The sequence below is a fragment of the Marinobacter sp. MBR-99 genome, from assembly GCF_040547575.1.
GTDB lineage: Bacteria > Pseudomonadota > Gammaproteobacteria > Pseudomonadales > Oleiphilaceae > Marinobacter.
Genome location: NZ_JBEPPY010000011.1, coordinates 21,474 through 46,444 on the forward strand (window position 1 = coordinate 21,474; position 24,971 = coordinate 46,444).

General features: G+C 54.5%; 23 protein-coding genes. 6 read left to right on the top strand and 17 right to left on the bottom strand.

All coding sequences use genetic code 11. From position 1 onward, the window contains the following. Positions 1–50: 50 nt before the first annotated feature. The 7 genes from ABIE59_RS11075 to urtA form a co-directional block, all read right to left on the bottom strand. Positions 51–1,094, bottom strand: coding sequence for an AAA family ATPase (locus ABIE59_RS11075; RefSeq protein WP_354446864.1), 1,044 nt, complete (start codon positions 1,092–1,094; stop codon positions 51–53). A gap of 15 nt (positions 1,095–1,109) precedes the next feature. After that, a complete protein-coding gene (locus ABIE59_RS11080; protein WP_354446866.1) occupies positions 1,110–2,156 on the bottom strand; it encodes an aliphatic amidase in 1,047 nt (348 codons plus the stop codon). A 173-nt stretch (positions 2,157–2,329) separates the two neighbouring features. Further along, positions 2,330–3,019, bottom strand: coding sequence for an urea ABC transporter ATP-binding subunit UrtE (gene urtE / locus ABIE59_RS11085; RefSeq protein WP_354446868.1), 690 nt, complete (start codon positions 3,017–3,019; stop codon positions 2,330–2,332). A gap of 2 nt (positions 3,020–3,021) precedes the next feature. Then, positions 3,022–3,780, bottom strand: coding sequence for an urea ABC transporter ATP-binding protein UrtD (gene urtD, locus ABIE59_RS11090; protein ID WP_354446870.1), 759 nt, complete (start codon positions 3,778–3,780; stop codon positions 3,022–3,024). Continuing rightward, the gene (urtC, locus tag ABIE59_RS11095; protein WP_354446872.1) at positions 3,780–4,991 is read right to left on the bottom strand and encodes an urea ABC transporter permease subunit UrtC; all 1,212 of its coding nucleotides are present in this window, start codon (positions 4,989–4,991) and stop codon (positions 3,780–3,782) included. Before urtC ends, urtD begins: the two co-directional genes overlap by 1 nt. Before the next feature lie 9 nt (positions 4,992–5,000). After that, a complete protein-coding gene (urtB, locus tag ABIE59_RS11100) occupies positions 5,001–5,927 on the bottom strand; it encodes an urea ABC transporter permease subunit UrtB (protein ID WP_354446874.1) in 927 nt (308 codons plus the stop codon). An 81-nt stretch (positions 5,928–6,008) separates the two neighbouring features. Further along, on the bottom strand, positions 6,009–7,187 hold the full coding sequence (gene urtA, locus ABIE59_RS11105; RefSeq protein ID WP_502915351.1) for an urea ABC transporter substrate-binding protein: 1,179 nt from the start codon (positions 7,185–7,187) through the stop codon (positions 6,009–6,011). A gap of 400 nt (positions 7,188–7,587) precedes the next feature. Here urtA and ABIE59_RS11110 point away from each other — a divergent pair, with 400 nt between their 5' ends. Both ABIE59_RS11110 and ABIE59_RS11115 read left to right on the top strand, forming a co-directional pair. Continuing rightward, positions 7,588–10,971: a hybrid sensor histidine kinase/response regulator gene (locus ABIE59_RS11110; protein ID WP_354446878.1), complete on the top strand. Its 3,384-nt coding sequence runs from the start codon at positions 7,588–7,590 to the stop codon at positions 10,969–10,971. Then, positions 10,958–11,863: a response regulator gene (locus ABIE59_RS11115; protein WP_354446880.1), complete on the top strand. Its 906-nt coding sequence runs from the start codon at positions 10,958–10,960 to the stop codon at positions 11,861–11,863. Before ABIE59_RS11110 ends, ABIE59_RS11115 begins: the two co-directional genes overlap by 14 nt. Before the next feature lie 10 nt (positions 11,864–11,873). Here ABIE59_RS11115 and ABIE59_RS11120 read toward each other — a convergent pair whose 3' ends face one another. The 8 genes from ABIE59_RS11120 to ABIE59_RS11155 form a co-directional block, all read right to left on the bottom strand. Beyond that, positions 11,874–12,710, bottom strand: a complete 837-nt coding sequence (locus tag ABIE59_RS11120; RefSeq protein WP_354446882.1) for a substrate-binding periplasmic protein — start codon at positions 12,708–12,710, stop codon at positions 11,874–11,876. 83 nt (positions 12,711–12,793) lie between these two features. Then, positions 12,794–14,299: a sodium/proton antiporter NhaB gene (gene nhaB, locus ABIE59_RS11125; protein WP_354446884.1), complete on the bottom strand. Its 1,506-nt coding sequence runs from the start codon at positions 14,297–14,299 to the stop codon at positions 12,794–12,796. Between the two features lie 955 nt (positions 14,300–15,254). Next, positions 15,255–16,067 (bottom strand): HEPN domain-containing protein, encoded by an 813-nt coding sequence (locus ABIE59_RS11130; RefSeq protein WP_248234715.1) that lies wholly within the window; start codon positions 16,065–16,067, stop codon positions 15,255–15,257. A 90-nt stretch (positions 16,068–16,157) separates the two neighbouring features. Next, complete coding sequence (locus ABIE59_RS11135) at positions 16,158–16,703, bottom strand: DUF6624 domain-containing protein (RefSeq protein WP_354446887.1); 546 nt, start codon at positions 16,701–16,703, stop codon at positions 16,158–16,160. Between the two features lie 90 nt (positions 16,704–16,793). Continuing rightward, on the bottom strand, positions 16,794–17,195 hold the full coding sequence (locus ABIE59_RS11140; protein ID WP_248234708.1) for a GFA family protein: 402 nt from the start codon (positions 17,193–17,195) through the stop codon (positions 16,794–16,796). An 83-nt stretch (positions 17,196–17,278) separates the two neighbouring features. Continuing rightward, the gene (locus ABIE59_RS11145) at positions 17,279–17,956 is read right to left on the bottom strand and encodes a class I SAM-dependent methyltransferase (RefSeq protein ID WP_354446889.1); all 678 of its coding nucleotides are present in this window, start codon (positions 17,954–17,956) and stop codon (positions 17,279–17,281) included. Between the two features lie 339 nt (positions 17,957–18,295). Next, positions 18,296–18,778 carry a YbaK/EbsC family protein gene (locus ABIE59_RS11150; RefSeq protein ID WP_354446891.1) on the bottom strand — a complete coding sequence of 161 codons (483 nt, stop codon included), beginning with the start codon at positions 18,776–18,778 and terminating at the stop codon, positions 18,296–18,298. Positions 18,779–18,819: 41 nt separating this feature from the next. Further along, positions 18,820–19,890 (bottom strand): NAD(P)H-dependent flavin oxidoreductase, encoded by a 1,071-nt coding sequence (locus ABIE59_RS11155; protein ID WP_354446893.1) that lies wholly within the window; start codon positions 19,888–19,890, stop codon positions 18,820–18,822. A gap of 85 nt (positions 19,891–19,975) precedes the next feature. Here ABIE59_RS11155 and ABIE59_RS11160 point away from each other — a divergent pair, with 85 nt between their 5' ends. From ABIE59_RS11160 to ABIE59_RS11175, 4 genes are all read left to right on the top strand, one after another. Then, positions 19,976–20,878: a LysR family transcriptional regulator gene (locus ABIE59_RS11160; RefSeq protein ID WP_354447025.1), complete on the top strand. Its 903-nt coding sequence runs from the start codon at positions 19,976–19,978 to the stop codon at positions 20,876–20,878. A gap of 1 nt (position 20,879) precedes the next feature. Further along, a complete protein-coding gene (locus tag ABIE59_RS11165; protein WP_354446895.1) occupies positions 20,880–22,073 on the top strand; it encodes a YbfB/YjiJ family MFS transporter in 1,194 nt (397 codons plus the stop codon). Positions 22,074–22,255: 182 nt separating this feature from the next. After that, positions 22,256–22,741: a hypothetical protein gene (locus tag ABIE59_RS11170; RefSeq protein WP_354446897.1), complete on the top strand. Its 486-nt coding sequence runs from the start codon at positions 22,256–22,258 to the stop codon at positions 22,739–22,741. A 43-nt stretch (positions 22,742–22,784) separates the two neighbouring features. Next, the gene (locus ABIE59_RS11175; RefSeq protein WP_354447027.1) at positions 22,785–23,360 is read left to right on the top strand and encodes a GNAT family N-acetyltransferase; all 576 of its coding nucleotides are present in this window, start codon (positions 22,785–22,787) and stop codon (positions 23,358–23,360) included. Positions 23,361–23,768: 408 nt separating this feature from the next. On the opposite strand, the gene panB is transcribed toward ABIE59_RS11175, so the two are convergent. After that, complete coding sequence (panB, locus tag ABIE59_RS11180; protein ID WP_091706193.1) at positions 23,769–24,599, bottom strand: 3-methyl-2-oxobutanoate hydroxymethyltransferase; 831 nt, start codon at positions 24,597–24,599, stop codon at positions 23,769–23,771. Between the two features lie 22 nt (positions 24,600–24,621). Then, on the bottom strand, positions 24,622–24,969 hold the full coding sequence (locus ABIE59_RS11185) for an AzlD domain-containing protein (RefSeq protein WP_091706191.1): 348 nt from the start codon (positions 24,967–24,969) through the stop codon (positions 24,622–24,624). Positions 24,970–24,971 lie beyond the last annotated feature (2 nt).

Consider the following 24,971-nt stretch of genomic DNA (forward strand, 5'->3'; position numbering starts at 1 on the left):
CGGCTGCACGGCATGTTGGGGGTATTCGCCAAATACCCCCGGCGCCTACGTCATTCGACGTATTGGCGAACCTTTATCTCGCCGTTTTCAATGTCTGCGGCGAATTGCTCCGCCTCAGGATGGGCCAGTAAGGCCCGCGCAACCGCCGGCTCCAGACGCTGGCGAAATGCCCGTAACATCTCCCGTGCGCCATAACGGCTGTCGTAGCCTCGGCAGAGCTCCCGGCGCAGATTCTCGGACAGAGTCAGTTCTGCATTTTTGCGGGCCAGGCGCTTGTTCAGCCCCGCCAACTCGATATCCAGCAGCGCGTCCAGCCAGTTGGACGTGAGGGTGTTGTAGTTCAGGATCTGGTCAATCCGGTTGAGAAACTCCGGATCAAAATGGCGCCGAAGCGCGGCATCCCGAATGGTTTCGCCAGAGCCGGGTGACAGCCCCAGCCATCGGCGCCAGCCTCGCTGATAGCGGTGATGGTTAGCCTCCGCATCCAATGCGCCGGCGTTACTGGTCATGAAGATCAGGGTATTGCGGAAGTCGATTTCCCGATTGCCGGAGGGGAATACCAACCGGCCAGTATCCAGCACATTCAACAGGGTACGGACTACTTCCTTGCTGGCCTTTTCAATCTCGTCGAACAACACGATGCCGGGCTTGCTGAATGAGCCCTGAACCTTGTCCAGATCGAATAGGCTATGGCCTTCCTTGCTGCCCACGTAACCCGGCGGTGCGCCGGTGAGCGCCGCCGAATAATGTTCCTGTGCCAGGGTATTCATATCGATGCGGCACAGGCCATCGCGGTGGCCATGAATGGCCTCGGCAATCAGCCTTACGGTCTCGGTTTTGCCCACACCGGTCGGGCCCAGAAACAGGTGCACCGCCAGCGGCCGGTTGTCCTCACCTATCTCGGCTTTCACCCGCACCAGCATCGACTCCATCGCCGTGAGCGCCTCATCCTGGCCCACAATGTTTGCTCGCAAACGGGCCATCACAGCCTCAGGCTCGAAGCGAAACCGGGAAGCACGAACCGGGCCTGAGGCGGCCCGGTTCTTGTGATTGGTCTCCCGGTTGGCTTCCAGCCGCTCATTGATAAACGGCATCTGTGCCTCCCGGGCTTAAGCCCCTGCGGATTTTTCCTTGCCGTCAAACGGCAGCTCGCCCACCGGGCACTCAGCCGTGCCCACGGTTTTGCGGGTCATGGCTTCGACATTCTCCTGCGCCTTCTGCGCATCCATCACCCAGGTGCGGTAGAACTCAAACGGGCAATCGGCAATGCCCTTGTCGCCATCGCCAGAGGCATGCACACCGGTGTAGCCCCGGTGCAAAAGCTTGAACAAGTGGTTCTGGGACTGGTCGTTGGCCCGGGCATCACGAATCTGGCTGACCGAGAGCTGGGCGTACTGCACCCCCATATCCTCCTCACCGCACTCACCCAGGGTGCGGCCATCAAAGCCGATGATAGCGGAGTGCCCGAAGTAGGAGTAAACGCCATCAAAACCACTGGCGTTGGCCACTGCCACATAGCAGTTATTGGCCCAGGCCATGCTCTTGGCCATCATGATCTGCTGCTCCTTGGCCGGGTACATATAGCCCTGGCAGCGCACAATCAGCTCCGCACCCTTCATGGCACAATCCCGCCAGATCTCCGGATAGTTGCCATCGTCACAGATGATCAGACTGACCTTCATCCCCTTGGGGCCCTCAGTCACATAGGTGGTGTCGCCGGGGTACCAGCCCTCAATCGGACACCACGGAATGCACTTGCGGTACTTCTGAACAATCTCGCCTTCATTGTTGATCAATACCAGCGTGTTGTAGGGCGCCTTGTTGGGGTGATCCTCATGCCGCTCCCCGGTCAGGGAAAACACCCCCCAGGTATTGGCCTCTCGACACGCCGCCGAGAAAATCGCCGTCTCGTCACCAGGGATGGCTGCAGCGGTGTCCATCATCTCGTCGTTGTCGTACATGATCCCCATGGTGCTGTACTCTGGAAACACCACCAGATCCATACCCGGCAGCCCCACCTTCATACCCTTGATCATGTCCGCAATCTTGCGGGCGTTGTCCAGCACCTCGGCTTTGGTGTGCAGCCGGGGCATCTTGTAGTTCACCACCGCCACACCGACGGTATCGTTACTGCTGGAAATATCACCGTGTCTCATTCTGTTTACTCCTCACCGCATAGCGGTTGTCACCCATGTCCGGGCCGATGGGGCGGGGGTCGCCTTCCGAAACCGTATGCGCCAGGGATGGCGCATCCGAGCCTACATGGACGTATTCACGGCGTGTTTCGGAAGGCGACCCCCGCCTCAGCGGCTTGCACCAAACCCAAAAATTAAACAGCCAGATAACTGGCAATCTTGTCCTGATCCGCCTCCTCCCGAAGCTCCTCATGAACAATCTCCCCCTTCTCGATCACCAGAATCCGGTCCGCCGCATCCATCACAAAACTCAACACCTGCTCCGACACCACAATCGACAACCCCCGCTCATCGCGAATCCGCCGAAGCGTCTTGGCAATATCCTTGATGATGTTGGGCTGAATACCCTCGGTCGGCTCATCCAGCAGCAGCACCTTGGGCCGTGTCGCCAGAGCCCGGGCAATGGCCAGCTGTTGCTGCTGCCCGCCGGAAAGGTTGCCGCCCCGGCGGTGCTGCATCTCCTTCAGCACAGGAAACAGCTCATAAAGGTCTTCCGGGATCTTCTTCTCACCCACCGCGGCCAGGCCGGTCTCGATATTTTCTTTCACCGTCAGGGTCGGAAAAATCATCCGCCCCTGAGGCACAAAGCCGATCCCCGCCCTCACCCGCTGGAAACTCTTGAGACTGGAAAGGTCTGAACCATCCAGCAACACCTGCCCACCTCTGGTCGGTGTCATACCCACCAAAGACTTCATCAACGTGGTCTTGCCCATACCATTGCGGCCAACCACAGCGACGATCTCATTCCTGCCAATCTCGAGGTCCAGGTTCTCAATGATGTTGCTCTGGCCGTAGGCCACCGAATGTTGTTTGACGCTCAGCATGATCAATGCCCCAGGTAGACTTCGATGACTTTCGGGTCCGACTTCACATGCTCAATGGACCCCTCTGACAAAACCTTGCCCTGATGCATCACCGTTACCCGGTCGGCGATATCTCCGACAAACTGCATGTCATGTTCAATCACCAGGACGGTGTGCTCTTTGGTAATCACCTTTAACAACTCCGCCGTTTTCTGGCGCTCTACCACCGACATGCCGGCCACGGGCTCATCCAGCATGATCAGCTTCGGCTTCTGGATCAGTAGCATGCCGATTTCAAGCCACTGCTTCTGGCCATGGCTGAGCAGGGATGCCGGTTGCTCCAGCATGTCCTCAAGAAAAATGGTGCGGGCAACCGTCTGGATTTCCTCCACCACCGCGAGATCCCGCTTGAACGCCAGGGCGCCCATCACCGAGTGGCCCTGCGGGTAAGACACTTCGAGATTCTCGAACACGGTGAGGTCTTCGAACACCGAGGGGGTCTGGAATTTCCGCCCCACCCCCGAGTGCACAATCTGGTGCTCTTTCATCTTTGTCAGTTCCCGCCCCTGGAAGCGAATGGAGCCTGACGTGGCTCGGGTTTTCCCGCAGATCAGGTCCAGCACCGTGGTTTTACCGGCGCCATTGGGGCCGATAATCACCCGTATTTCGTTTGGGTCCAGGTAGAAGGACAGGTCGTCAACCGCTTTAAAGCCGTCGAACGATACGGTCAGTCCCTCTACCGCCAACAGAAAGTCCTTGCTATGGCGTTTGGCTGCTCTCATCAGGATTTCTCCGGGCTGTACTGGTCAATCATCGGATCATAGTCACCGGCCTTGGCTGCCTGCTCTCTGGCTTGGACGGGCGTGGCTGACTCAGCGCGGGGGACCCCGCGAGCGCCGGATTTGCGCCGAAACAGACGATCCTCCAGGGGCATGACATAGGTTTGATACAGGCCGGCAAGGCCGTTGGGGAAGGCCAGAACAACGCCGATGAATAGCGCACCCATGGCAAAGGGCCACAGCTCTGGGAAGGATTCGGAAAAGCCACTCTTGGCGGCATTCACCAGCAGCGCACCATACACCGCGCCAAGGATGGATAGACGGCCACCCAGTGCGCAGAAGATCACCATTTCAATTGACGCTACGATGCCGATAAACGAGGGCGACATGAAACCAACGCTCAAGGTAAACAACGCACCACCAATGCCGGCGAAGGCGGCGGCCAGGCAGAACACGAATATCTTGAAGGCGGCCACGTCGTACCCGGAGAATCGGACACGGGTTTCCTGGGTATTCATGGCCACCAGAATGCGTCCGAGTTTTCTCTGCTGGATCAGTCGCGCCACAAACAGGCAGACAAACAGAAGCGCAACCGTCACAAAGTAGAGTGACGTCTTCGCCTCATCAGTACGGATATCCCAACCCATGAGAGTTCTGAGGTCGGTAATACCATTGATACCCCCGGTATAGCCCTGCTGGCCAATGATCAGAATGGTCAGGATAGCGGCAATCGCCTGGGTGATGATGGCAAAGTAAACACCACCCACACGGCGGGTGAACATGGCAACGCCAATGATGAAGGCCAGCAAAACCGGCACGCCAATCACGGCAATCAGGGTGAAGGCGAAGCTGTTGAACGGCTCCCAGAACCAGGGCAAGGCGGTGATCTGGTTCCAGTCCATGAAGTCCGGAATTCCGGGCGTGGATTGAATGGCCGTCGCTTCCGGCGTTGAGGCCTCAAGCTTGAGGTACATCGCCATGCAGTAGCCACCAAGCCCGAAGAACACACCCTGACCAAGGCTCAGAATGCCGGCCTTGCCCCAACACATCACCAGGCCGATGGCGACAAAGGCATAGGTCAGGTACTTGCCTACCATGTTCAATCGAAAGGCATCCAATGCTACCGGCAGCACCACCACCAGCAACACGGCCAGGGCCAGATAATACAAACCTTCCCGGGATATCAACCACTTCACAACGGGTGAGTCTTTCATGACAGTCTCCTAGCGACGAATCTTCAGGGCCATGAGTCCTTCCGGGCGCAGCATGAGAATGCCTACAACCACGAGAAGGGTGATCACCTTGGCCATCGATCCACTCAGGAAGAACTCCAGGGTGGACTGGGCCTGGGAGATACCGAAGGCCGATACAATGGTGCCTATCAGGCTCTGCGCACCGCCGAAAACAACCACCAGGAAGGTATCGACAATGTAAGCCTGGCCGGAGGACGGACCAGTAGAACCGATCATGGTGAAAGCGGCGCCCGCGATGCCGGCAATCCCGCAGCCCAGGGCGAAGGTTGCCCGGTCGACACCCGCGCTGTTGATGCCCACCGCTTCTGCCATTGGCCGATTCTGCACAACCGCACGTACCTTCTTGCCCCAACCGGATCGATACATCAGGAAATAGACCGCCAGGGCAATGGAGAGCGCTATGATCATCACAAACAGACCATTAATGGGCAGATCCACCATGTCAGTGACCTGAATCGAGCCCATCATCCACTCCGGCAACGTCACCCCGACTTCCCGGGCACCAAAAATCGTGCGGTAGGCTTGCTGAAGAATCAGGCTCAGGCCCCAGGTAGCCAGCAGGGTATCCAGTGGCCGCCGGTACAGATGCCGGACCATGGCCCACTCGATAAAGGCTCCCAGTGCAGCGCACACCAGAAAGGCAAAGATCATGGCGACAAAGAAATAACCCCCGAACAGGCCCGGCAGATAACTCTGAAACGCGCTGGAGGTCAGATAGGTGGTGTAGGCGCCGAGGATCATGAATTCCCCGTGGGCCATATTGATCACCCCCATCTGACCAAAAATGATCGCCAGGCCGAGTGCCATCAGCACGAACACTGAGAACAGGGACAGCCCGGCAAACCCCTGCATGGCAAATATCGACATCAATTCACTGGTGGTGTAGCCATCAAACATGACCGTTACTCCCTTCGAGATTACGCACCCAACCGCTTTCGAAACCGACGGCCGGCGCCCACAAGCGCCGGCCGGACGGGCTTACTGATAACCTTCCGGGAAAGGATCTGGCTCCATCAGGTCTTCTGTTTCGTAGACCACTTTGTACTGGCCATTGCGCTGGGCGTTGCCAATACGGGTCTTGGACCAGAGGTGATGGTTTTCGTGGATGCGGACATAACCTTCAGGGGCTTTGGTGAACTCAATGCCCGGAGAGGCTTCACGCACTTTGTCGACATCGAAAGAGCCGGCCTTCTCGACCGCCATCTTCCACAGCCAGGGGCCAAGGTAGGCAGCCTGGGTAACATCACCGATGACCATGTCATCACCCCAGGCCTCTTTGAACGCGGCCACAAACTCCTGGTTGTTGGGGTTGTCCAGGCTCTGGAAGTACTTCATGGAGGCATAGATGCCCTCCACGTTTTCACCACCGATGCCCCGGATTTCGTCTTCGGTCACAGAGATGGTGAGCAGCAGCGGGCTTTCCTTGGTGAAATCAATACCAGCGGCTTTCATCTGCTTGTAGAAGGCCACATTGGAGCCGCCCACAACCGACGCGAAGATCACATCCGGTTTACGCAGCTTGATCTTGTTGATCACCGAGTTGAACTGGGTATGGCCCAGTGGATAATACTCCTCGCCGACTACCTTCAATCCCAGCTTATCGATGTGTTTGCGAGCGATCTTGTTGGAAGTGCGGGGCCAGATGTAGTCCGAACCCAGCAGGTAGAAAGTTTTGGCGCCCTTCTCTTCAACCGCCCAGTCAATACTGGCCAGGATTTGCTGAGTGGCTTCCTGCCCGGTGTAGATCACGTTCGGTGATTGCTCCAGGCCCTCGTAGAAGGTGGGGTAATACAGCATGCCGTTGAACTGCTCGATCACCGGCAGGATGGCTTTCCGGGAGGCAGAGGTCCAGGCACCGAAAATGGCCGCGACATTGTCCTGACGCAACAGTTTGCGGGATTTCTCAGCGAACGTAGGCCAGTCACTGGCACCGTCTTCCTGTACAAACTCGATCTGCCGGCCCAGTACACCGCCGGAGGCGTTGATCTGTTCGATCGCCAGTTTCTCAGCCTGCACCGAACCAATCTCACTGATCGCCATCGTGCCAGTAATCGAGTGCAGTATGCCGACTTTGACAGTGTCATCTGTCACCGCAAGCCCGGTGGTATTTACCTCAGAGGTGGGGGGTGTGGCCGCGTGTGCCGATGTGGCCAGCATCATCGAGGCTGCCAGCGTCATAAGCTTCTTGCGAAGCCCGGTTCCGTTGCCGAATGACCGCCAGGTGGCGGTTGTATCTGTCGTGCCCATGGTTTTTCCTCGCAGTGTTGGTATGCCGGTGCCGCACTTCAAGATGCGAAGCACAGCGCCCACGACACACATTCTGCTCAGGCCCTGCCAGAGTGCCCATTCGGCAATCACCCCAGCGCCCTACGTCATTTGACGCATTCCGGTCTCGTGCTGGACAGGCTAAAACGCGAGTGCAAAAGCAATAACATTCAGGCGCGATGTCTCACCGCACCATCACATGGCATGGATATTGTTCCAGCTGTCAAAGACGGTGCTGCCATCCCGGTACTTGCACCAAAAAGTCGCGCTCTGTACCAGAAGGCAAGGCACTATGGCCGCAAGACAGAATATTTTTCGGGTTCGGCGACGTTACAACCAGTGGGTTGCCAACCAGACTCTCGAGGACTACGCCCTTCGCTTCACCGCCAAGAGCGCCCGTCGGTGGTCGGCTGCCAGGGTCAGCCATACCGCTTTGGGCGCCATATCCTTTCTGGCCATGGAAGCAATCGGCGGCGCCATTACGCTGCACTACGGCTTCGACAATGCCGTAGCGGCCATCCTGGCAGTCAGCCTGGTGATCTTTCTCACCGCCATACCCATCAGCTACTACGCGGCCCGGTATGGCGTCGACATTGACCTGCTTACCCGTGGCGCCGGTTTCGGCTACATTGGCTCCACCATCACCTCGTTGATTTACGCCAGCTTCACCTTCATCTTTTTTGCCATCGAAGCGGCCATTATGGCCATGGCCCTGGAAATGCTATTCGGCATTCCTCTGGTGTTGGGCTACCTGATCTGTTCAGTGGTGATCATTCCATTGGTTACCCATGGCATAACCACCATCAGCCGGTTCCAGGTCTGGACTCAGCCCGCCTTTATCGTGCTGCAATTGTTGCCCTTTGTTTTCATCATTTACGCCGATGCCTCATCGGTCAGCGACTGGACGCAATTCGGCGGTGTCGGCGTGTCAGAAGGTCAGGGTTTCAATGTTCTGATGTTCGGCGCTGCAGCCGCCGTGGTCTTCTCCCTGATCGCTCAGATTGGCGAGCAGGTCGATTACCTGCGTTTTATTCCCGAGCCCCAAACACCGAAGGATAAACGCCGCTGGTGGATAGCAGTGATGGCCGGGGGGCCTGGCTGGATTGTGATCGGGATGATAAAAATCCTGGCAGGCTCTTTTTTGGCCGTATTGGCACTGAATCAGGGCATTCCCGCCAGCGAAGCCGCCGATCCTACCCACATGTACCTGGTCGCTTTCAGTTACGTGACCCATTCCCCGGAGATCGCCCTGGCGTTCGCCGGTATTTTTGTCATCCTGTGTCAGATCAAGATCAACGTGACCAACGCCTACGCCGGGTCCATTGCCTGGTCCAATTTTTTCTCCCGGCTCACCCACAGCCACCCCGGCCGCGTGGTCTGGCTGGTGTTCAATGTCGCCATCGCGCTGCTGGTGATGGAACTGGGGGTGTACCGGGCCCTGGAAGAGACGCTGGGGTTCTATGGCATCGTCGCGATTGCCTGGGTCGGTGCCCTGGTGGCGGATCTGGTGATCAACAAACCACTCGGGCTGAGCCCTGCCCACATTGAGTTCAAACGGGCACACCTTTACGACATCAATCCGGTGGGTGTCGGTGCCATGATCACAGCCTCCCTGGTGGGTGTTGTCTGCCATTCCGGAGCGATTGGCCCTTATGCCCAGGCACTCTCGCATTTTATCGCCCTGGCGGTCGCCCTGGTCATGGCTCCCGTTATAGCCTGGCGAACCGGAGGCCGTTTCTACACCGCCCGCCCGTTCACGCCGATCGCCACAGATCATCAGCTGGTGCAATGCACCATCTGCGAACACGCCTTCGAGCCGGAAGACGTCACCCACTGTCCTGCCTACGCTGGCACCATCTGCTCCCTGTGTTGCTCACTCGACGCTCGATGCGACGATGTCTGCAAACCCGGCGGGGGCTACAAGGAGCAGCTTCAGCTTTTCCTGGGTAAATTCGTACCCGATTTTCTGCTGGTTCGCCTGAGATCGCGCCTTGGTCATTTTCTCAGTTTGTTGCTACTGATTAACGGCTTGTCTGGCCTGCTGCTATCCCTGATCTATTTCAAGACCCCGGTCGCGACGAGTGCGGAAGGGATCTTGTTGTCGGTCACCCTCTGGAAGGTCTTTTTTATTCTGGTCATCGTGACGGGGGTGATTTGCTGGCTGTTCGTTCTGGCCCACGAGAGCCGGGTGGTCGCAGAGGAGGAGTCCCGGCGCCAGACCCGATTGCTGACCGAAGAGATCGTCGCCCATGAGCGAACCGATCTGGCGCTACAGAAGGCCAAGGAGCAGGCTGATGCAGCCAATCTGGCGAAAAGCCGTTACCTTACGGGCATCAGCCATGAGTTACGCTCTCCGCTCAATGCCATTCTGGGTTACGCCCAACTGATGGCGAATGACGACGACATCCCTGCCCACCGCAAAGAGGCACTGGGGGTGATTCATCGCAATGGCGAACACCTGGCCGACCTGATTGAAGGTCTGCTGGACATCTCCAAAATTGAGGCCGGCCGGCTGGACTTGCACCGGGATCAGGTGCGGATTGAGGTTCTGATGGAGCAGTTGGTCACTATGTTCCGTTTGCAGGCCGAAGAAAAAGGACTGGCCTTTGAGTACCATTGCCCGTTGCCACTTCCTGAGCGGGTAACCGCCGATGAGAAGCGCCTCCGCCAGATACTGATCAATCTGCTGTCGAATGCCATCAAATACACGGATCAGGGCGGGGTGAGCCTGACACTCCGCTATCGGAGCCAGGTGGCAGAGTTCACCGTGCAAGACACCGGCGAGGGCATTGCCGAGGCAGACATCGAACGGATTTTCCGTCCGTTCGAGCGGGTTCGCTCGGCAGGGCAGAGCCGGATAGGAACAGGGCTAGGTCTCACCATTACCCGATTGCTGGCCGAAATCATGGGGGGTGACATCTCGGTCACCAGCACTCCCGGCAAAGGCAGCACCTTTAAGGTCAGCCTGATGCTTTCCAGCCTGCACAACGTTACCCCCCGTTCCATAACCGAACCCGCCCGTCGGATCTACGGCTACCACGGCACCCGTCGTAAGGTTCTCATCGTGGATGATGACCTTTCCCACCGTCAGGTCATTCGAGCCATGCTGTCCCCTCTTGGGTTTGAAGTCGGCGACATGGGGAATTCCCTGCTGGTCTCCCAAAGGGTCAGCAGCGACAGGCCAGATCTGATCCTGCTCGATGTATCCATGCCTGGGCTCAACGGTTGGGAGATTCTTCAGCAGCTCCGAGATGGCCAACACCATATGCCGATCATCATGATCTCCGCCGACGCCAACGAAGGCCAGCACTCGCCGGGTTCGCCCCATCTGCATAACGGCTACATCATCAAACCCGTTCGCCTGAATCTGCTGCTCGATACTATCGGCAAAGTGCTGAACATCGAATGGCGCTTCAAACCCAGCCCGGACCCACTTGCGGTCCTTGAGCCGCCGGCGCCGGCTGAACTGGCCTTGCCAGGGTTCGAGGAATGCCGGGCGATGGTATCACTGGCCCGAATCGGTCATCGCAAGGGTCTGCTTGAGCTGCTGAATGAACTCAAACACAGCGGCAAAGCCAACAGTCATTTCACAACCGAGCTGACGAGACTCACCAACGAATTTCAGTTTGAGAAAATTCTCGCGTTACTTGAGGTGCCCGAACATGAGTCTTCCTGAACAGAAAAAAACCGTGGTCATGGTCGTGGATGACGCCATCGATTCGATTCGGATGATCAGTGATGCCCTCGAGGAAGCAGGCATGACGGTTCTTGTAGCGTTGGAGGGTGGGCAGGCACTTACCATCAGCCAGAACATCGTGCCAGACATCGTTCTCATGGATGCATTGATGCCCCACATGGACGGCTTTGAGACCTGTCGCAGGCTGAAGGAAAATCCAGCGTTTGCCGACATTCCGATCATTTTCATGACCGGGCTCAGCGATACCGAACACGTAGTGATGGGGCTTGGCTCAGGCGGCGTCGACTACATTACCAAACCCATCAATACCACCGAATTACTGGCCCGTATGCAAGTGCATCTGGCGAATGCAAGAATGACGCGAAGTGCTCGCTCAGCGCTCGACCGGGCCGGCCAGAACCTGTTTTCCGTCAATGCCAGCGGTGAAATGCTCTGGGGAACGCCCCAGGTTTACCGAATACTGCCGGGCAACGAAGACCCGGCACTGGAGTCTCTTCGGAAACAGATTGAAGTCTGGCTGACTCGTCAACCGGAACCGGGACATGCCCTCCCCGTCCGGCTTGCTGATACTCCGCGTTCCATCGAGTTCCTGACGCTGATTGATGGAAGAGAGTACCTGCTGAGAATAAAAACACCTCAGAACCAGCACAGTTCAGCGACGGCACTCAGAGAGGCCTTCGAACTCACACTCAGAGAATCCGATGTGCTGTTGTGGATTGCGAATGGCAAAACCAATCGGGAAATAGGTCAGATTCTGGAGATGAGCCCACGCACGGTGAATAAGCACCTGGAGCAGGTCTTTCGTAAGATGGGTGTGGAAAACCGGACGGCCGCGGCCGCAAACGCGATACGGGTGCTGGCCATCAGCTAATCCGCGTCGCTCAACGATACTCGTCAGGAAATCCGGGCAATACAAAGGTTTGCTGAAATGGGCGCACCGGCGGCACCTCGCCTCGCTCGGCCAACCGCAGATAGGCATCGTCGAACGCCTCCCGGAGAATCGCGGCCCTGGGGTTGGCCAGGGAAAACATCCAGGCGGAGTTGCGGCTGCGAACTTCCGATTCCCGAATAATGGCATCCGATGGCTGGGTCAGGATGTTTCGCACCGGCTGGCGGTAATCCAGCAGGTAGTCGCCCCGCTTTCGTTTCAGCATATCCACGGCCGAACGGTGGTTCGGTGCCTCAGTGATCCGAATATCCGGCTGATTGTCCAACCAGTATCGCAGTCCGCCATAGGTGTAGCCGGAAATCACGATCACCGTGTTTCCACGCAACTGGTCCATGTGCCTGAGCGCTTCGGTATCTTGGCGATACCAGGCGCTGAGCTCCACCGCAATCGGGCTGCTCCAGCTCTCCAGTGATGCCTCACTCAACACCGGCGTTGCTGAAAGCCCGAGCCAGAGGTCCACCGTGCCGTTCTGAAGGTACAGATAGGTTCGCGCAACCGGCAGGTACAGAAACTCCAGCTCATAGCCAGCCTCGGCGGCGACCTTTTTGGTAATCTCCACAAACTCACCGGCTGGTTCACCCTCGGCTGTGCGGTAGGTGATCGGAGGAAACTCCACGTAAGCCACCCGGACAGGCCTCATGCTGTAAGGGTCCTGATTGTCGGCATGAACCAGGGAGGGGCAGAACAGACTGATCAGAACAACAAAAAGCCCCGTCAGCGCGCAGGCACTGCGGGGCAGATCAGTGGAGTAACCTTGGCAACTGCGCATGTCTACCGCTTATCGTTATCTGTTTATTAAAAGAGTAACAGATAAGGGAAATTCTGTGGGGCGAAACGCTAAAAAACACGCATTCAGAATGAATGAGTCACCATATAAAGGCCCACTCCGCCCATCACAATGGTGTACGGAAACGCCATGACAACCATTTTGCCGTAGGATAACCGCACCAGTGGTGCGATAGCGGAGGTCAGCAGGAACAGAAACGCTGCCTGGCCGTTGGGGGTTGCCACGCTGGGCAGGTTGGTGCCGGTGTTGATGGACACCGCCAGGGTCTGGAAATGGTCGTAGCTGATGGCCCCGGCGTCCAGCGCCTGTTTGACCTCACTGATATAAACCGTAGCGACGAATACGTTGTCACTGATCATCGACAACAAGCCGTTGGCGATAAAGAACATGCCCGGCTGCTGGTGCTCCGGAAGGCTGAGCACGTAATCGATGATCGGTTTGAACAGATGCTGCTCGTGGATCACCGCCACCACGGCGAAGAACACCACCAGCAATGAGGTGAATGGCAGGGATTCCTGAAAGGCCTTACCAATCTGGTGCTCATCTGTCACACCGGTGAACGAGGTAATCAGGATAATCACCAGCAGGCCGATCAGGCCCACTTCGGCGATGTGGAAGGCCAGGCCAATCACCAGAATGGCCGCGGCTATGGCCTGAATCCACAGGGATGCCTGGTCTGCCTTGGTGCGACGGGCCCGCTCGTTTCGGGCAAACTCCTCCAGCACCTGGCGAACCGGCTTGGGCAGGCGGCCGCCGTAACCAAACCAGCGCAGTTTCTCCAGCGCCCAGCAGGTCGCCAGGCCCGCGAACAGCACCGGGATACTCACCGGCGCCATGTGCAGGAAAAAGCCCACGAAATCCCAACCCACCACCTTGGCAATCAGCAGGTTTTGAGGTTCACCCACCATGGTAGCAACACCACCCAGGGCGGTACCGATGGCCCCGTGCATCAACAGGCTGCGCAGAAACGCCCGGAAGTTTTCCAGGTCTTCCCGGTGCAGCTCGATCACTTCTTCATCACTGCCGGCATTGTGGTCTTTCTGCTGGTAGCCTTTGCCAGAGGCCACTTTGTGGTAAACCGAGAAAAAGCCCACCGCCACGCTGATAATCACGGCGGTCACCGTCAAGGCATCCAGAAATGCGGAGAGCAAGGCGGCGGCACTGCAGAACAACAGCGATAAAGCCGACTTGGAACGAACCCCCACCAGAATCTGGGTAAAGGTCACCAGCAGCAGATCTTTCATGAAGTAGATGCCTGCCACCATGAACATCAGCAGCAGAATCACCGGGAAGTTCACCAGAACCTCATGATACACGGCGTCTGCCGAAGTCAGCCCTATCAGCAACGCCTCGACCGCAAGCAGCCCACCCGGCAGCAGCGGGTAACATTTCAGGGCCATGGCGAGGGTGAAGATGAACTCGGCAATTAAAAGCCAGCCTGTCACACCCGGCCCGAACACGTACATCACGATGGGATTGGCAATCAGAAAAAGGAGAATAACCTGCTTGTACCAGACAGGCGCTTTGCCAAGAAAGTTATGGGTGAAGCCAGACAGCACGGTGTTGGGCATTGCTCAATTCTTCTGAGGGGTGGACGCCACGAAAGTATGCGGCAGAAGGCCGCAATCTTCCTTGATATTTGTGCACCGGGTAATGGCCAGAAGGTAGCAATCAGTTCCGTCATTAGGCGTATATGGTGGTACGCGCCCCCCGGGACAGGGCGCGAATTGTACAGTAAAACACCAGTTGGCGCGAGGTTGTAGGATCGGAATAAAGTTGGTAACAAAATGCCTTCCCAAGCTCAATTTTACAGTAATTAATCAACCATAAAGATAAATAAAGTTGGTAACTTTCGAAGGATCCAGAGCAAAACCCCTAGAAAATCATGGTAATAAAGTTGGTAACTTATCATTGGCAAGCTCCCAGTAAACGATCTGAGCTTCCCCCAATGAGGCCCTAAAAGGGTACAAACTGTCGCAAAGCGGAACCGGCTAACCTTGGAGAATCAGCTGAAAAGCCAGTCGGCGTAACGCTATGTGGTTAAGCTCTTATTCATGAAGCCATGGCGCATAACTCAGGCCAACCAACACACCCTCAGGGCTCATAAACCTTGCGACTGTTTGCCCCCAGGGTTCAGTCCGGGTTTCATGAACGAATTCCTGACCCCTTTCCTTCATTTCTTTCAATGCCGCGTCCGCCAACTCAAATTCAATTGTAGCTGTCGGCTCAGGAACATGGTCAGGCCATTCCTCCTGCCCAAAACAAGACTGGGCCGCCATAGAGAGGGGTCATACCCCGAAATGATGCGCTCCGGGGAACCTATCCATGAAACGATAATCGTCCATCTTTTCTAGCGGCAAGCCTCGCGCACCCTCATACAAAGACGCACTCGCCGCAGAATCTTTAGTAATTGACGCAAACCCCGCAATACACTTAACTTCCATTCATTCCCCCGCCACTGATGGAGCTGGCTCATATCTGCGTTAGTACGATTTGACTCGTTAGCCGCGTATCACTGTGAGCCCATTAGCCCTTGTTCAAATGCTGCCTGATTTTCCTGGGCAATTTCATTTTTTTGTCGAGCCATCGCAACACAAATCGGGATCCATTTGGCGCATGTGGACCGGTGAGAATGTCCAGGGTTGTGACAGAGCCAGATATGCGCAGATTGAAATCTTTATTGGGAACTTCCGCAAGATCCACGTGCACAGGAGCAAACCATGGGTTGTACAAGTTGAATCCCTCGACAAGATCCTGATCAAACTTTCTGAGAGTTTCTTCTATCGGGGGCACGCCGATCCGCTGCCGCAAGCCAAAAACAAAGCTATCAAGCGAAAACAAATAGCCTGAGTTGAAGTTAACTCCAAACGAGTTATAGCGGTTGTCGGGACTTCCCTGCATTTCAATGCCATTGATAAATTCAGCTACAGATAACCCTTCAATGGACTCAGAGACGTTTTGGTGAATCTTAATTGCTGAATGGAAACTCGTGTCAACGGTTAAGAGCTCAGCATCTACTGAGCACGCTTCAGAGTATAAATCGGCAATCGGATGACCTCTGAAGCGATTAACCGAAGCACCCCTCATTAAAAGAAAAGCTTTGAGGTATTTTTCAAGCGCTTGACACGCAGCCCAAAAAAAAGCGCGATGCAGTCCTTTTTTTGCCAGTAACCGAGCAGTCACATAGTCTTCATCTGCAGGTTTAACAAAAGAATCGCTGATTACTTGTACAATGTATCGTTCGATATTGGCTTGCTCATAGCCAGGTAGTTTGTCGAAGTGCTCAAGCTCATCTCCACACTTGAAACTGTATATGTAGCTCAATCTTCTTTCGCTCATTCAGCTTCTAACCTCGAACAGGCGCAAAAAGTGTTCCGGCGAGCGCGACGCAGCAAAACGGAGACGAAGGCGACCAAGTGCCGCGCTTGGTTAACTGGCGTGCTGGCGGTTGGCACGTCGCTTCCGTTCCTGCTCAGTCATTTGTCCTAAACGCTCCTCCAGGGAATCAAGTCCAAGTTGCGCACGGCGCTCATTAACCGAGGCGGGATCCTTGATGGGAAACGGTGTTGGCCACCCGTTTTCATCAACATCAAACTGGGTGCCGTAATATTGTGGCTCGCCGGCTAACGTCCGCACCCGATCCTGAAGAAACGCCAAATGCCAACCCTCGGCGTCGTCTTTCGCAACGGCTTCCTCCAGCAAGTGAACGCATTCCGCCATGAACCCGGCCTCGGACACCGAATGCTGAGCCACCAGCCAGGCGGCTTTGGAGGCTTCCTCTCCGACCAAGGAAATACCAGGCCAGCAGTGAGCCCTGATGATTTCCTTCAGGCGGGAGGCGTTGCGCTGGTGCAGTGCTTTCAGTCGGGGATGGTAGGAATCCGACGGTAACTCGCCGGAATCGAAGAGTCGCTGTAACAATCGCTGGTCTTCTATCAGCATCATGACCAGCTCATCCGCAAGACTCTGATTCATGGGCTCCCTCCCAGTTGATGCCACAAATAAGCGCCGCCCCGGCAGGGGCATCCGGTGGCAGGCCTTCATGCCGGAAACTCGATTGATTTGTTAAATGTCGTCTCGCCACTCTCTATGCTTACAGGCCCTATCGTACTCAAGCCATGGCACGTCGTGCGACACCCAAATATGAGCCTCTGGTTTTAAACCGGGATCATAGTCCAGAGTAGCTACCCGAACAATGACGTGGGGTTGCGCAGGCCTTTCAGCCACCAAATGGGAACCACAGCGTTTGCAAAAATGGCGCAATTTTCCAGGGGATGATTCGAACGTAGAAATAGAACGCTTACCTCTGAGCCAACGGAAATTCTCGCGCTTTACTCCCGCAGTGGAGGCGAACGGTGCAGCATGGGCTTTACGACAAGTCTGACAATGGCAATGCACGATTGGCATATCCACTGAGTCGATTTCGTAACTTATCTCGCCACACAAACAGCTTCCCTTCAACCCCATGAGAGATCTCACTCTGTAAATTTAAAACTTAGCTTTGGAAAGTGCCGAAGTGGCCCGTAGGGTCGTCCGACAACAGCCAATGGTTATGCCGATTTTGCCACCAACATCTCAGTAGCGCCCTTTTGAAAACGATAGCTAACAGGCTGCAACGAGACAGCGATTCCGTCAGCGGATAGTCCCGCCATGACCGAATCAAGGTGCTTTGAGGTTTTTCCGTCCAGCGAGACAACTGGAAAGACGCGAACCTCAGAGGCAACTCTGCATAACTCCCGCATTGATGCCAGATGGGCCGCCCGATCTAAATGATCACTGTAAAGGAAAAGAAAGTGAGAGCAGAGTGCCAGATCAAACTTGGAGTCAGAGAATGGCAGCATAGGCAATGACGCCGACACATACCGTCCTTGTTGGTAACCAGCATCAAAATCGGACAGGAACCGCGACATAGCTTCCATCCGAACCTCGCCAAGATGCTCAACGCTATTGAATGAGTCCCAAACATAACTGACTGCGGCCTGTTGCATCTTGGCCATGATTTCTGGGTACACCTCGCCAATTCGGCGACGCACTTCATCAACCTTGAATTGATATACCGGATCACATGAGATGACTTGGCATCCTACCTCTGTCGCCTCAGCATTGAAGCTGGCTGGGCCATCGCCGCAACCTAGAATTTTCTTGTTCAGGTCATCATTCGATAGCTCAAACATCGCCTGATATTCCTTTAGCGATCGCCCCCACGGAACCACATTAGCTAAATTCAAAACAAGCTCTCCTTAGTCTGTTGAACGACACACAGTGGCGACGACGGAGCCGCGTAAGTAAGGGGCATCCGGCGGCTCATCAGCCGTGAACAGCTGCGCCTTGTCAATCCGATACTTCAATGTACCACTTGGACCACTTGGGTTTGATGCGCCCAAGAGTCGAATGTTATTTCTCGGGGAGAAATCTGACGACACTGACGCTCAACACACGCTTCATCCACGGTGAAGGCTGAAGAGAGTGTGGTCTTCTCGATTTCCGGAAACGGGTTCATCCCCTGAGTTCACCAGGGGCTGGCCTGCATCCATAGATCCAGAACAAATTTTGTGCACTGGTTATGTTTATCTTGACACGTCTATCCACTGACCCTGCGTGAGCTCACCCAGAGATCGTGGATTGAGCTTAAAGACAGAATTCGGCGTACCGGCGGCCGCCCAAATTTCTAGATATTGGCGTAGATCTTTATCCAAGAGGGTTTGAATCTTTTCATTATGTGCCACTGGAGGAACACCGCCGATGGCGTAGCCCACTTTATCTCGCACAAACGATGCACCTGCTTTTTCCAATGTGATCCCTGTTGCTTCTTTTACCTTATCGGTGCAAACCGTGTTAGTACCTGATGCAACAACCAAGACCGGTGCACCCGTTTCACCATGTTCAAAGATTAACGATTTAGCGATTTGAGAAACCGTGCAGCCAATTGCCTTAGCTGCATCTTTCGCTGTTCGAGTTGAACCAGGTAACTGCTGAACAACAAAATCTTGTCCATGCTGAGACAAAAAAGCTTGGACTTTCATTGACGAAGCCTTCAGTTCTGTTGACATAATTCCTCCATGTTCCAGCCAAGCCGACAATAGATAAAATATTAGAGAATTTTCTGTCGATATTCCTTCATCAGGATCTCGATTAGTTCATCTGCTGGTAGCTCACGAGCCAGTGGAGCACCTTGCCCGGCCCAACAAGCAAAGAACTCGATATTGTCCTTTGACATAGCTGCAGCAGCAAGCGCTTTTCCTGCCTCGTAAGCAATAGGGTACTCCGGCAACGGCGGGGCCGCGAAATGGTCAATGTCAGTACAAAAACGGTTAACAATACCCCGGGCAGGACGACCCGAAATCACGCTGGTGATCTGAGTTTTCCGACCACGATCACTTTTTAACAGCGCCCGATAACTAGCATTGGCTGCCGATTCTGGACAGAGAATAAAGGCCGTACCCAGCTGAGCCCCGACCGCACCGGCGTCCAATGCAGCACTAATTGCCTGGCCATCCATCAACCCTCCAGCTGCAATAACTGGTATATCCGCAGCAGCACTGATCAAACGGGTGAGAGCTAATGTGCCGAGTAGTTGATCACCTTTCTCTGGCTCAAATATTCCGCGATGCCCTCCCGCTTCAGCTCCTTGAGCAACAATGAAATCGATACCTGAGTCCTCAACGATAAGCGCCTCTTCAGGTGTCGTTGCACAACCGAGCGTGACAATGCCTGCATCACGAAGGGCCTGAACCCACTCGATGGCTGGCACACCGAAATGGAAACTGACAACCGCTGGCCTCTCCTCAAGCAGCATGTCTAAGGCGGTGCGATCCTCATTGAAACTCTGGTAGGGAGTGGTCAGCTGCATCGGGGGGCGAGTATCGAACTCTTCGAAAAACGGCCGCAGGTAATTGATCCAGTTTGATTCCCGCTCCTGATCATGTGTCGCAGGTCGATGACAAAAAACGTTGACGTTAAATGGATTTTTCGTCAAAGCACGAGTCGCTGAGATCATTTCTCGCGCCTTTTCTGCCGAACTGGCACCGACCCCGATTGACCCTAACCCGCCTGCATTGGATACCGCTGCCGCGAGCTCTGGCGTTGAAACGCCAACCATCGGTGCCTGAATGATTGGGTATGAAATATTAATGAGACGAGTCAGGGGAGTTGAAAATGTCATGGGGGCCTCTTGCTTGGTCACAGACAATATAATATTCTCAAAAACAGAATATACCGCCTATACTATTTTGGAAACAAGAATGAATATCGACCTAAGGACGCTCGAACTGTTCTGCGCAGTCGCCGAAGAGCTCAGCATTACCCTGTCTGCCCAGCGGCTAGGACGTGCTCCGTCTAATGTCACCACACGCATTCAGCAACTGGAAAAAGAACTGGATGTTTCGCTTTTCTTACGACACAGCAAGCGCCTGCACCTCTCACCGGAAGGCGACCAGTTTCTGGCGTACGCCAAAAAAATCCTCGCAATTGCCGAAGAAGCCCGCCAGGTACTTCATCCGAATACCCCTGCAGGATCTCTCCGTATCGGCTCTATGGAAAGCACGGCCGCTAGCCGCTTACCACCGGTGCTTGCTGAATACCACCGTCATTGGCCAGACGTAAAAATCGAACTCACCACAGGCCCTTCCCGCCCAATGCTGGAGTCTTTGCAGGCTAGGATGGTTGATTGCGCTTTCGTGGCACCGTTGTTTGGCACGGGAGAAGATACAAGCTCAGTGCTCTCATCAATGGGCCTGGTAGGGCAGCCTGTCTTCAAGGAGGAATTAATGTTGATACTTCCCGAAGGACACCCACCGGTGGTCTCGGCTTCAGATGTGTCCGTTAGCTCACTGGTAGCCTTCAGGCAGGGCTGTACTTACCGAGCGATTGCCGAAAATTGGTTTCGCGAAGCTGTAGATAACGAGTCAGCCTTTTCCAATGTTCAGGAGGTCGGCTCCTATCATGCGATGATCGCCTGTGTCTCAGCCGGAACCAGCGCTAGTGTTATTCCCCGGAGCGTCCTTGGACTCTTGAATGAACCACCCCATATCCAGCAGATCCCGTTAACGGCTATTTATACATGGTTGGTTTGGCGTGAGGGGTATGAAACCCCTGCGCTCAAGGAATTGTTGAAGACCCTTTCAGTTAGTTCCTCTCCCGAAGGTCATTAAGATGGAAGCCCAGCATTACCATCTGATAAAGGGAAATGCATTTTTGAGGGCAATTGCGGCGTCCTTATCCCTTGCTATTGGGATGGGGTTTGGCCGATTTGCGTTCACTGGGCTTTATCCCTTGATGATTGAGGATGGGATCATTTCCATCCAAAGTGGTTCGCATGCTGCGTCAGCAAATTATGCTGGATATCTTGCTGGGGCTTTACTGGCGACGTGGATAAAGACAGAGCAAGCTCGAAGGTACTGCTTTTGGTCGGTCATCATGACCATAGCCTGCATGGCATCCCTCGCATTAGTTGATAATTCGTGGATTGTAATTGGCATACGAGGCTTAGCTGGCGTCTTCAGTGCAATAACAATGGTAGGAGCATCACTTTGGCTGTTGCAGCACATAGGCCAAACGCATCACGCTCCACTGCTCTTTGCGGGAGTTGGTGCGGGGATAGCCGTCTCGGCAGAGCTCATTGCGTTCGGAAGCTATTTGGAACTGAGTAGTGGGCCAATATGGCTCTTACTGGCATTGGTGAGTTTTGTATTGTTTTTACCGTTTTCTTCAGCTCTGGCCGACGGCTCCACTCACGCTCATCGCCATAGTAACGCTCAGCCGGTATCGGCGCCGACTTCAAACCCAACTAATTCAGCCTTTTATGTAGCTTTATTGGTGGTTATTTACGGTATCTCAGGAACCGGATACATCATTACCGCGACCTATTTACCTCTCCTGATTCAAGATTTTCTGGAGACCACTAACCCAATACATGTCTGGGCGGCATTCGGCCTGGGCGCAGCACCTTCCTGTTATCTATGGCATGCGCTACATCTCCGATTCGGTACCCGCAATAGCCTTACCTTAAATCTTGTCCTTCAAAGCCTCGGGGTTGCACTTCCAGCTGTTAGCCCAACTCTCTTCTCTTCATTGGCAAGTGCGGTGATAGTTGGAGGCACCTTCATGGGAGCCGTCACTATCGCCATGTCGGCAGCAAGAGATATTGAACACACCGTGCGACTTAATTTGCTCGCCCTAATGACTGCTGCTTATGGTATCGGTCAAATTATAGGTCCGCTCATTGCTAACGAAATCTATTCCAACAATGAATCGTTCACCGGAGCGCTGATCACTGCCTCAATGGCTTTGCTTGTCGCCTCCATCCTTAGTCTTTTTTATCGGTCATTGCCACGCTGTAAAACCTAGGAAAGCCGACCATTCACTGACTTCGTTCTACTGCTGAGGGTTTCGTGATATGACGGAAGGTGAGGTGCACGACCTCAAGTAGTAGTTCAATGTGTAATAATGTCGTCAACGGAATGCTAATCAAATGGTCATCACAGTCACTCAGTTCGTTTAACATTAAAGCATCTCAGACTGGAGATCCTATGCCACTGATGTCAAAACTTTTATTGCCGTTTTTTCTAACCGGCCTTTCTGTACTTCCCGCCTTCACGCTGGCCGAAAATGCCACTCCTGAGGCCTACATTGGCAGCAAGCATTTGGTCTTGGAAATCCGGCACTGCGAATGCGAAGCCGTCAAGCCGAATGGTCATCCGTCCGTATTGCTGTCAGATTTTTTGCAGGAGTCGAGTGTTGTGAAAACGGCTGTGTTTACTGAAGATAACGGCTTCGTCGCGTCCGATTACGTCACCATGGGGTATGAATTCAGCCCAATCAAAGACTCATCCGACACGTTCTCGTTCAACTATACGGGTACACATACGACAAGCAGCGGACAAAGCTCGGGAAGTGGGGAGTTATTGCTGGAAAAAGGACAGTGGGTCCATTTGTTTGGCTCGCACCACGAAAGTACATCAGGAGCACGCCACGCCAATGTTGCAGTAAGACTGGTAGAATTCGACGGTTCCTGAGGGCCAATTTTAAAAATTCCAATCATAGGTACACACGGTGTATGTGTTTCAAACGAAAAGACTAATCGTAACGCAGCTATCCCATCAAGATATTCCCGCGCTCACTGAGATACTGAGTGACCCTGAGGTCATGAGGTATTCCGTTCGAGGGGTTTGTGATGAAGATGCTACCCGCAAATTTATAGGCTGGTGCCAGGAATGTTACGCATCCCATGGCATGGGTCCATGGGCATTAACTGAGAAGAGGTCGGGAAAACTTGTTGGCTTCTGTGGTATTGGGCCCGAGCTAGTCGGAGAGGTTGAGGAGATCAACCTCGGTTATCGATTAGCGCGACGATACTGGAATCAAGGGCTTGCAACCGAAGCTGTTAAAGGCGTGCTGCAGTATGCCTTCGATCAAAAACAGTGTGAGTCAGTAGTGGTAATTATAGAGCCAGACCATGCTGCCTCAGTTCGAGTAACTGAGAAGGCTGGGTTCGCCTGCTACACTATGCAAGAGTTTCACAATAGGACTGTGCGGCTCTATCGGATGACGAATGAAGACTGGCACCTGCAGGTCCGAAATGAATTAGCTGTTGTCAGGAATCAACGACCCAATCCCGGTAGAGCTCAGGGGTAATTTCTTCAATCAACACAGGCTCTACAGGAACTCGCGAAACCCACTGGAGAGCATCTATTTGCTCAAAGGTTTCAGATCGCAACTTATAGATATACCCCTTCTGATGCCAGCTTACTTCAGTATCCCTCAGCATTATCCGGGGTGGGCGTTGCGAGGTGTCGACCGAGAAAACCGCACGAGGGCTCAGGGGGTAATATGTGATTGCAAACGGAACAGCTAAATCCCGCTCTGAGACAGCATAAATACCGTATTGGTTGTCAGCGTCACCATGTCCAATGCCCTGAGCTGGCTCTAGCCGAACGGTTTTTTTTCGACTACCGTGATAGAGGTATTCAGGCTTGCCCAGGTTCGGCTCATTTCCTTTGTTTCGCACTTGTTCACACACAACCCCTTGCCCCTCCCGACAATCTAAGTTGGTTGCTTCTTAATCCCAAAGCAATGCTCCTCTGCGGGAAATTCGCCGGCTCTGACCTCTCTCTCATACAGAGCAAACACATCCTTTATTTGAGCGCTCAGATCGACGTACTTTTTGGCAAATTTCGGCGTGTAGTCAGTAAACAAGCCCAGAATATCCTCCGTTACCAGCACTTGGCCATCACACTCGGGAGACGCGCCAATACCAATGGTAGGAATGGCTAAAGATTGCGTAACACGCCGCGCGGCGGCTTCAAATACCCCTTCAATTAAGACTGAGAAAGCGCCAACAGACTCAAAAGCCTGTGCTTCTTCAACCAACCGTTTGGCTGCAGCCTCATCTCTGCCCTGGGCCTTAAATCCGCCCATAGTGTTTGCATGCTGAGGACGCAAGCCAATATGTGGCATTACCGGTATACCACGACTGACCAGGAACTCCACCGTTTCAACAAGCTCTAACCCACCTTCAACCTTGATGCCCTGAGCACCAGTTTCCGTCAGTAAGCGCGCCGCGTTTCGGAAAGCCAGCTCCTTGCTTTCTTGATACGAGCCATAGGGCATATCGATAACGACACAGGCTTTCTGGCTGCCACGCACCACTGCTGCACCATGGTTAATCATCATATCCAGAGTAACGGGCAACGTAGAATCGTATCCGTAAGCCACCATCCCTGTGGAATCCCCGACGATGATCAGATCGACAAAAGGGTCCATGAGTTCTGCCATGGGCTTCGTGTATGCAGTGAGAGAAACGATGCTGCCTCGTCCTTTCATGGCCTGAATCTTAGAGGTTGTTATCTTCTGGCTGGAAGTATGAGTACTCATATTCACTCCTATCCTTGATCAGTTAAATCACAACGAAATTGAGAAACCGCACCACCCCAAACGCCACAACGCCCCAGACGACCGGCCATCCCAGGGACTTTGTTTTCCACCAGACCAGCAGGGTTACGCATCCCCCAACAGCCGTTGCAACCCAGGCATTCAGGGTGCCGGCTACGGGAACCAGCGAAGCCCCCAGCATGGCCGCGATCATCACCGGGCCGAGCACCCCGAGCCACTTGGGCATGGCCGCTGTAGCGCCCTGACTGTCTTCCCGGGCCAGACGCCTCTGCATCCACACCAGTGGTAACAAACGCATTAAGAATGTACCCGCTGCGGCAACCATCACCGCAACCCACAGCTCACCAGCCATGC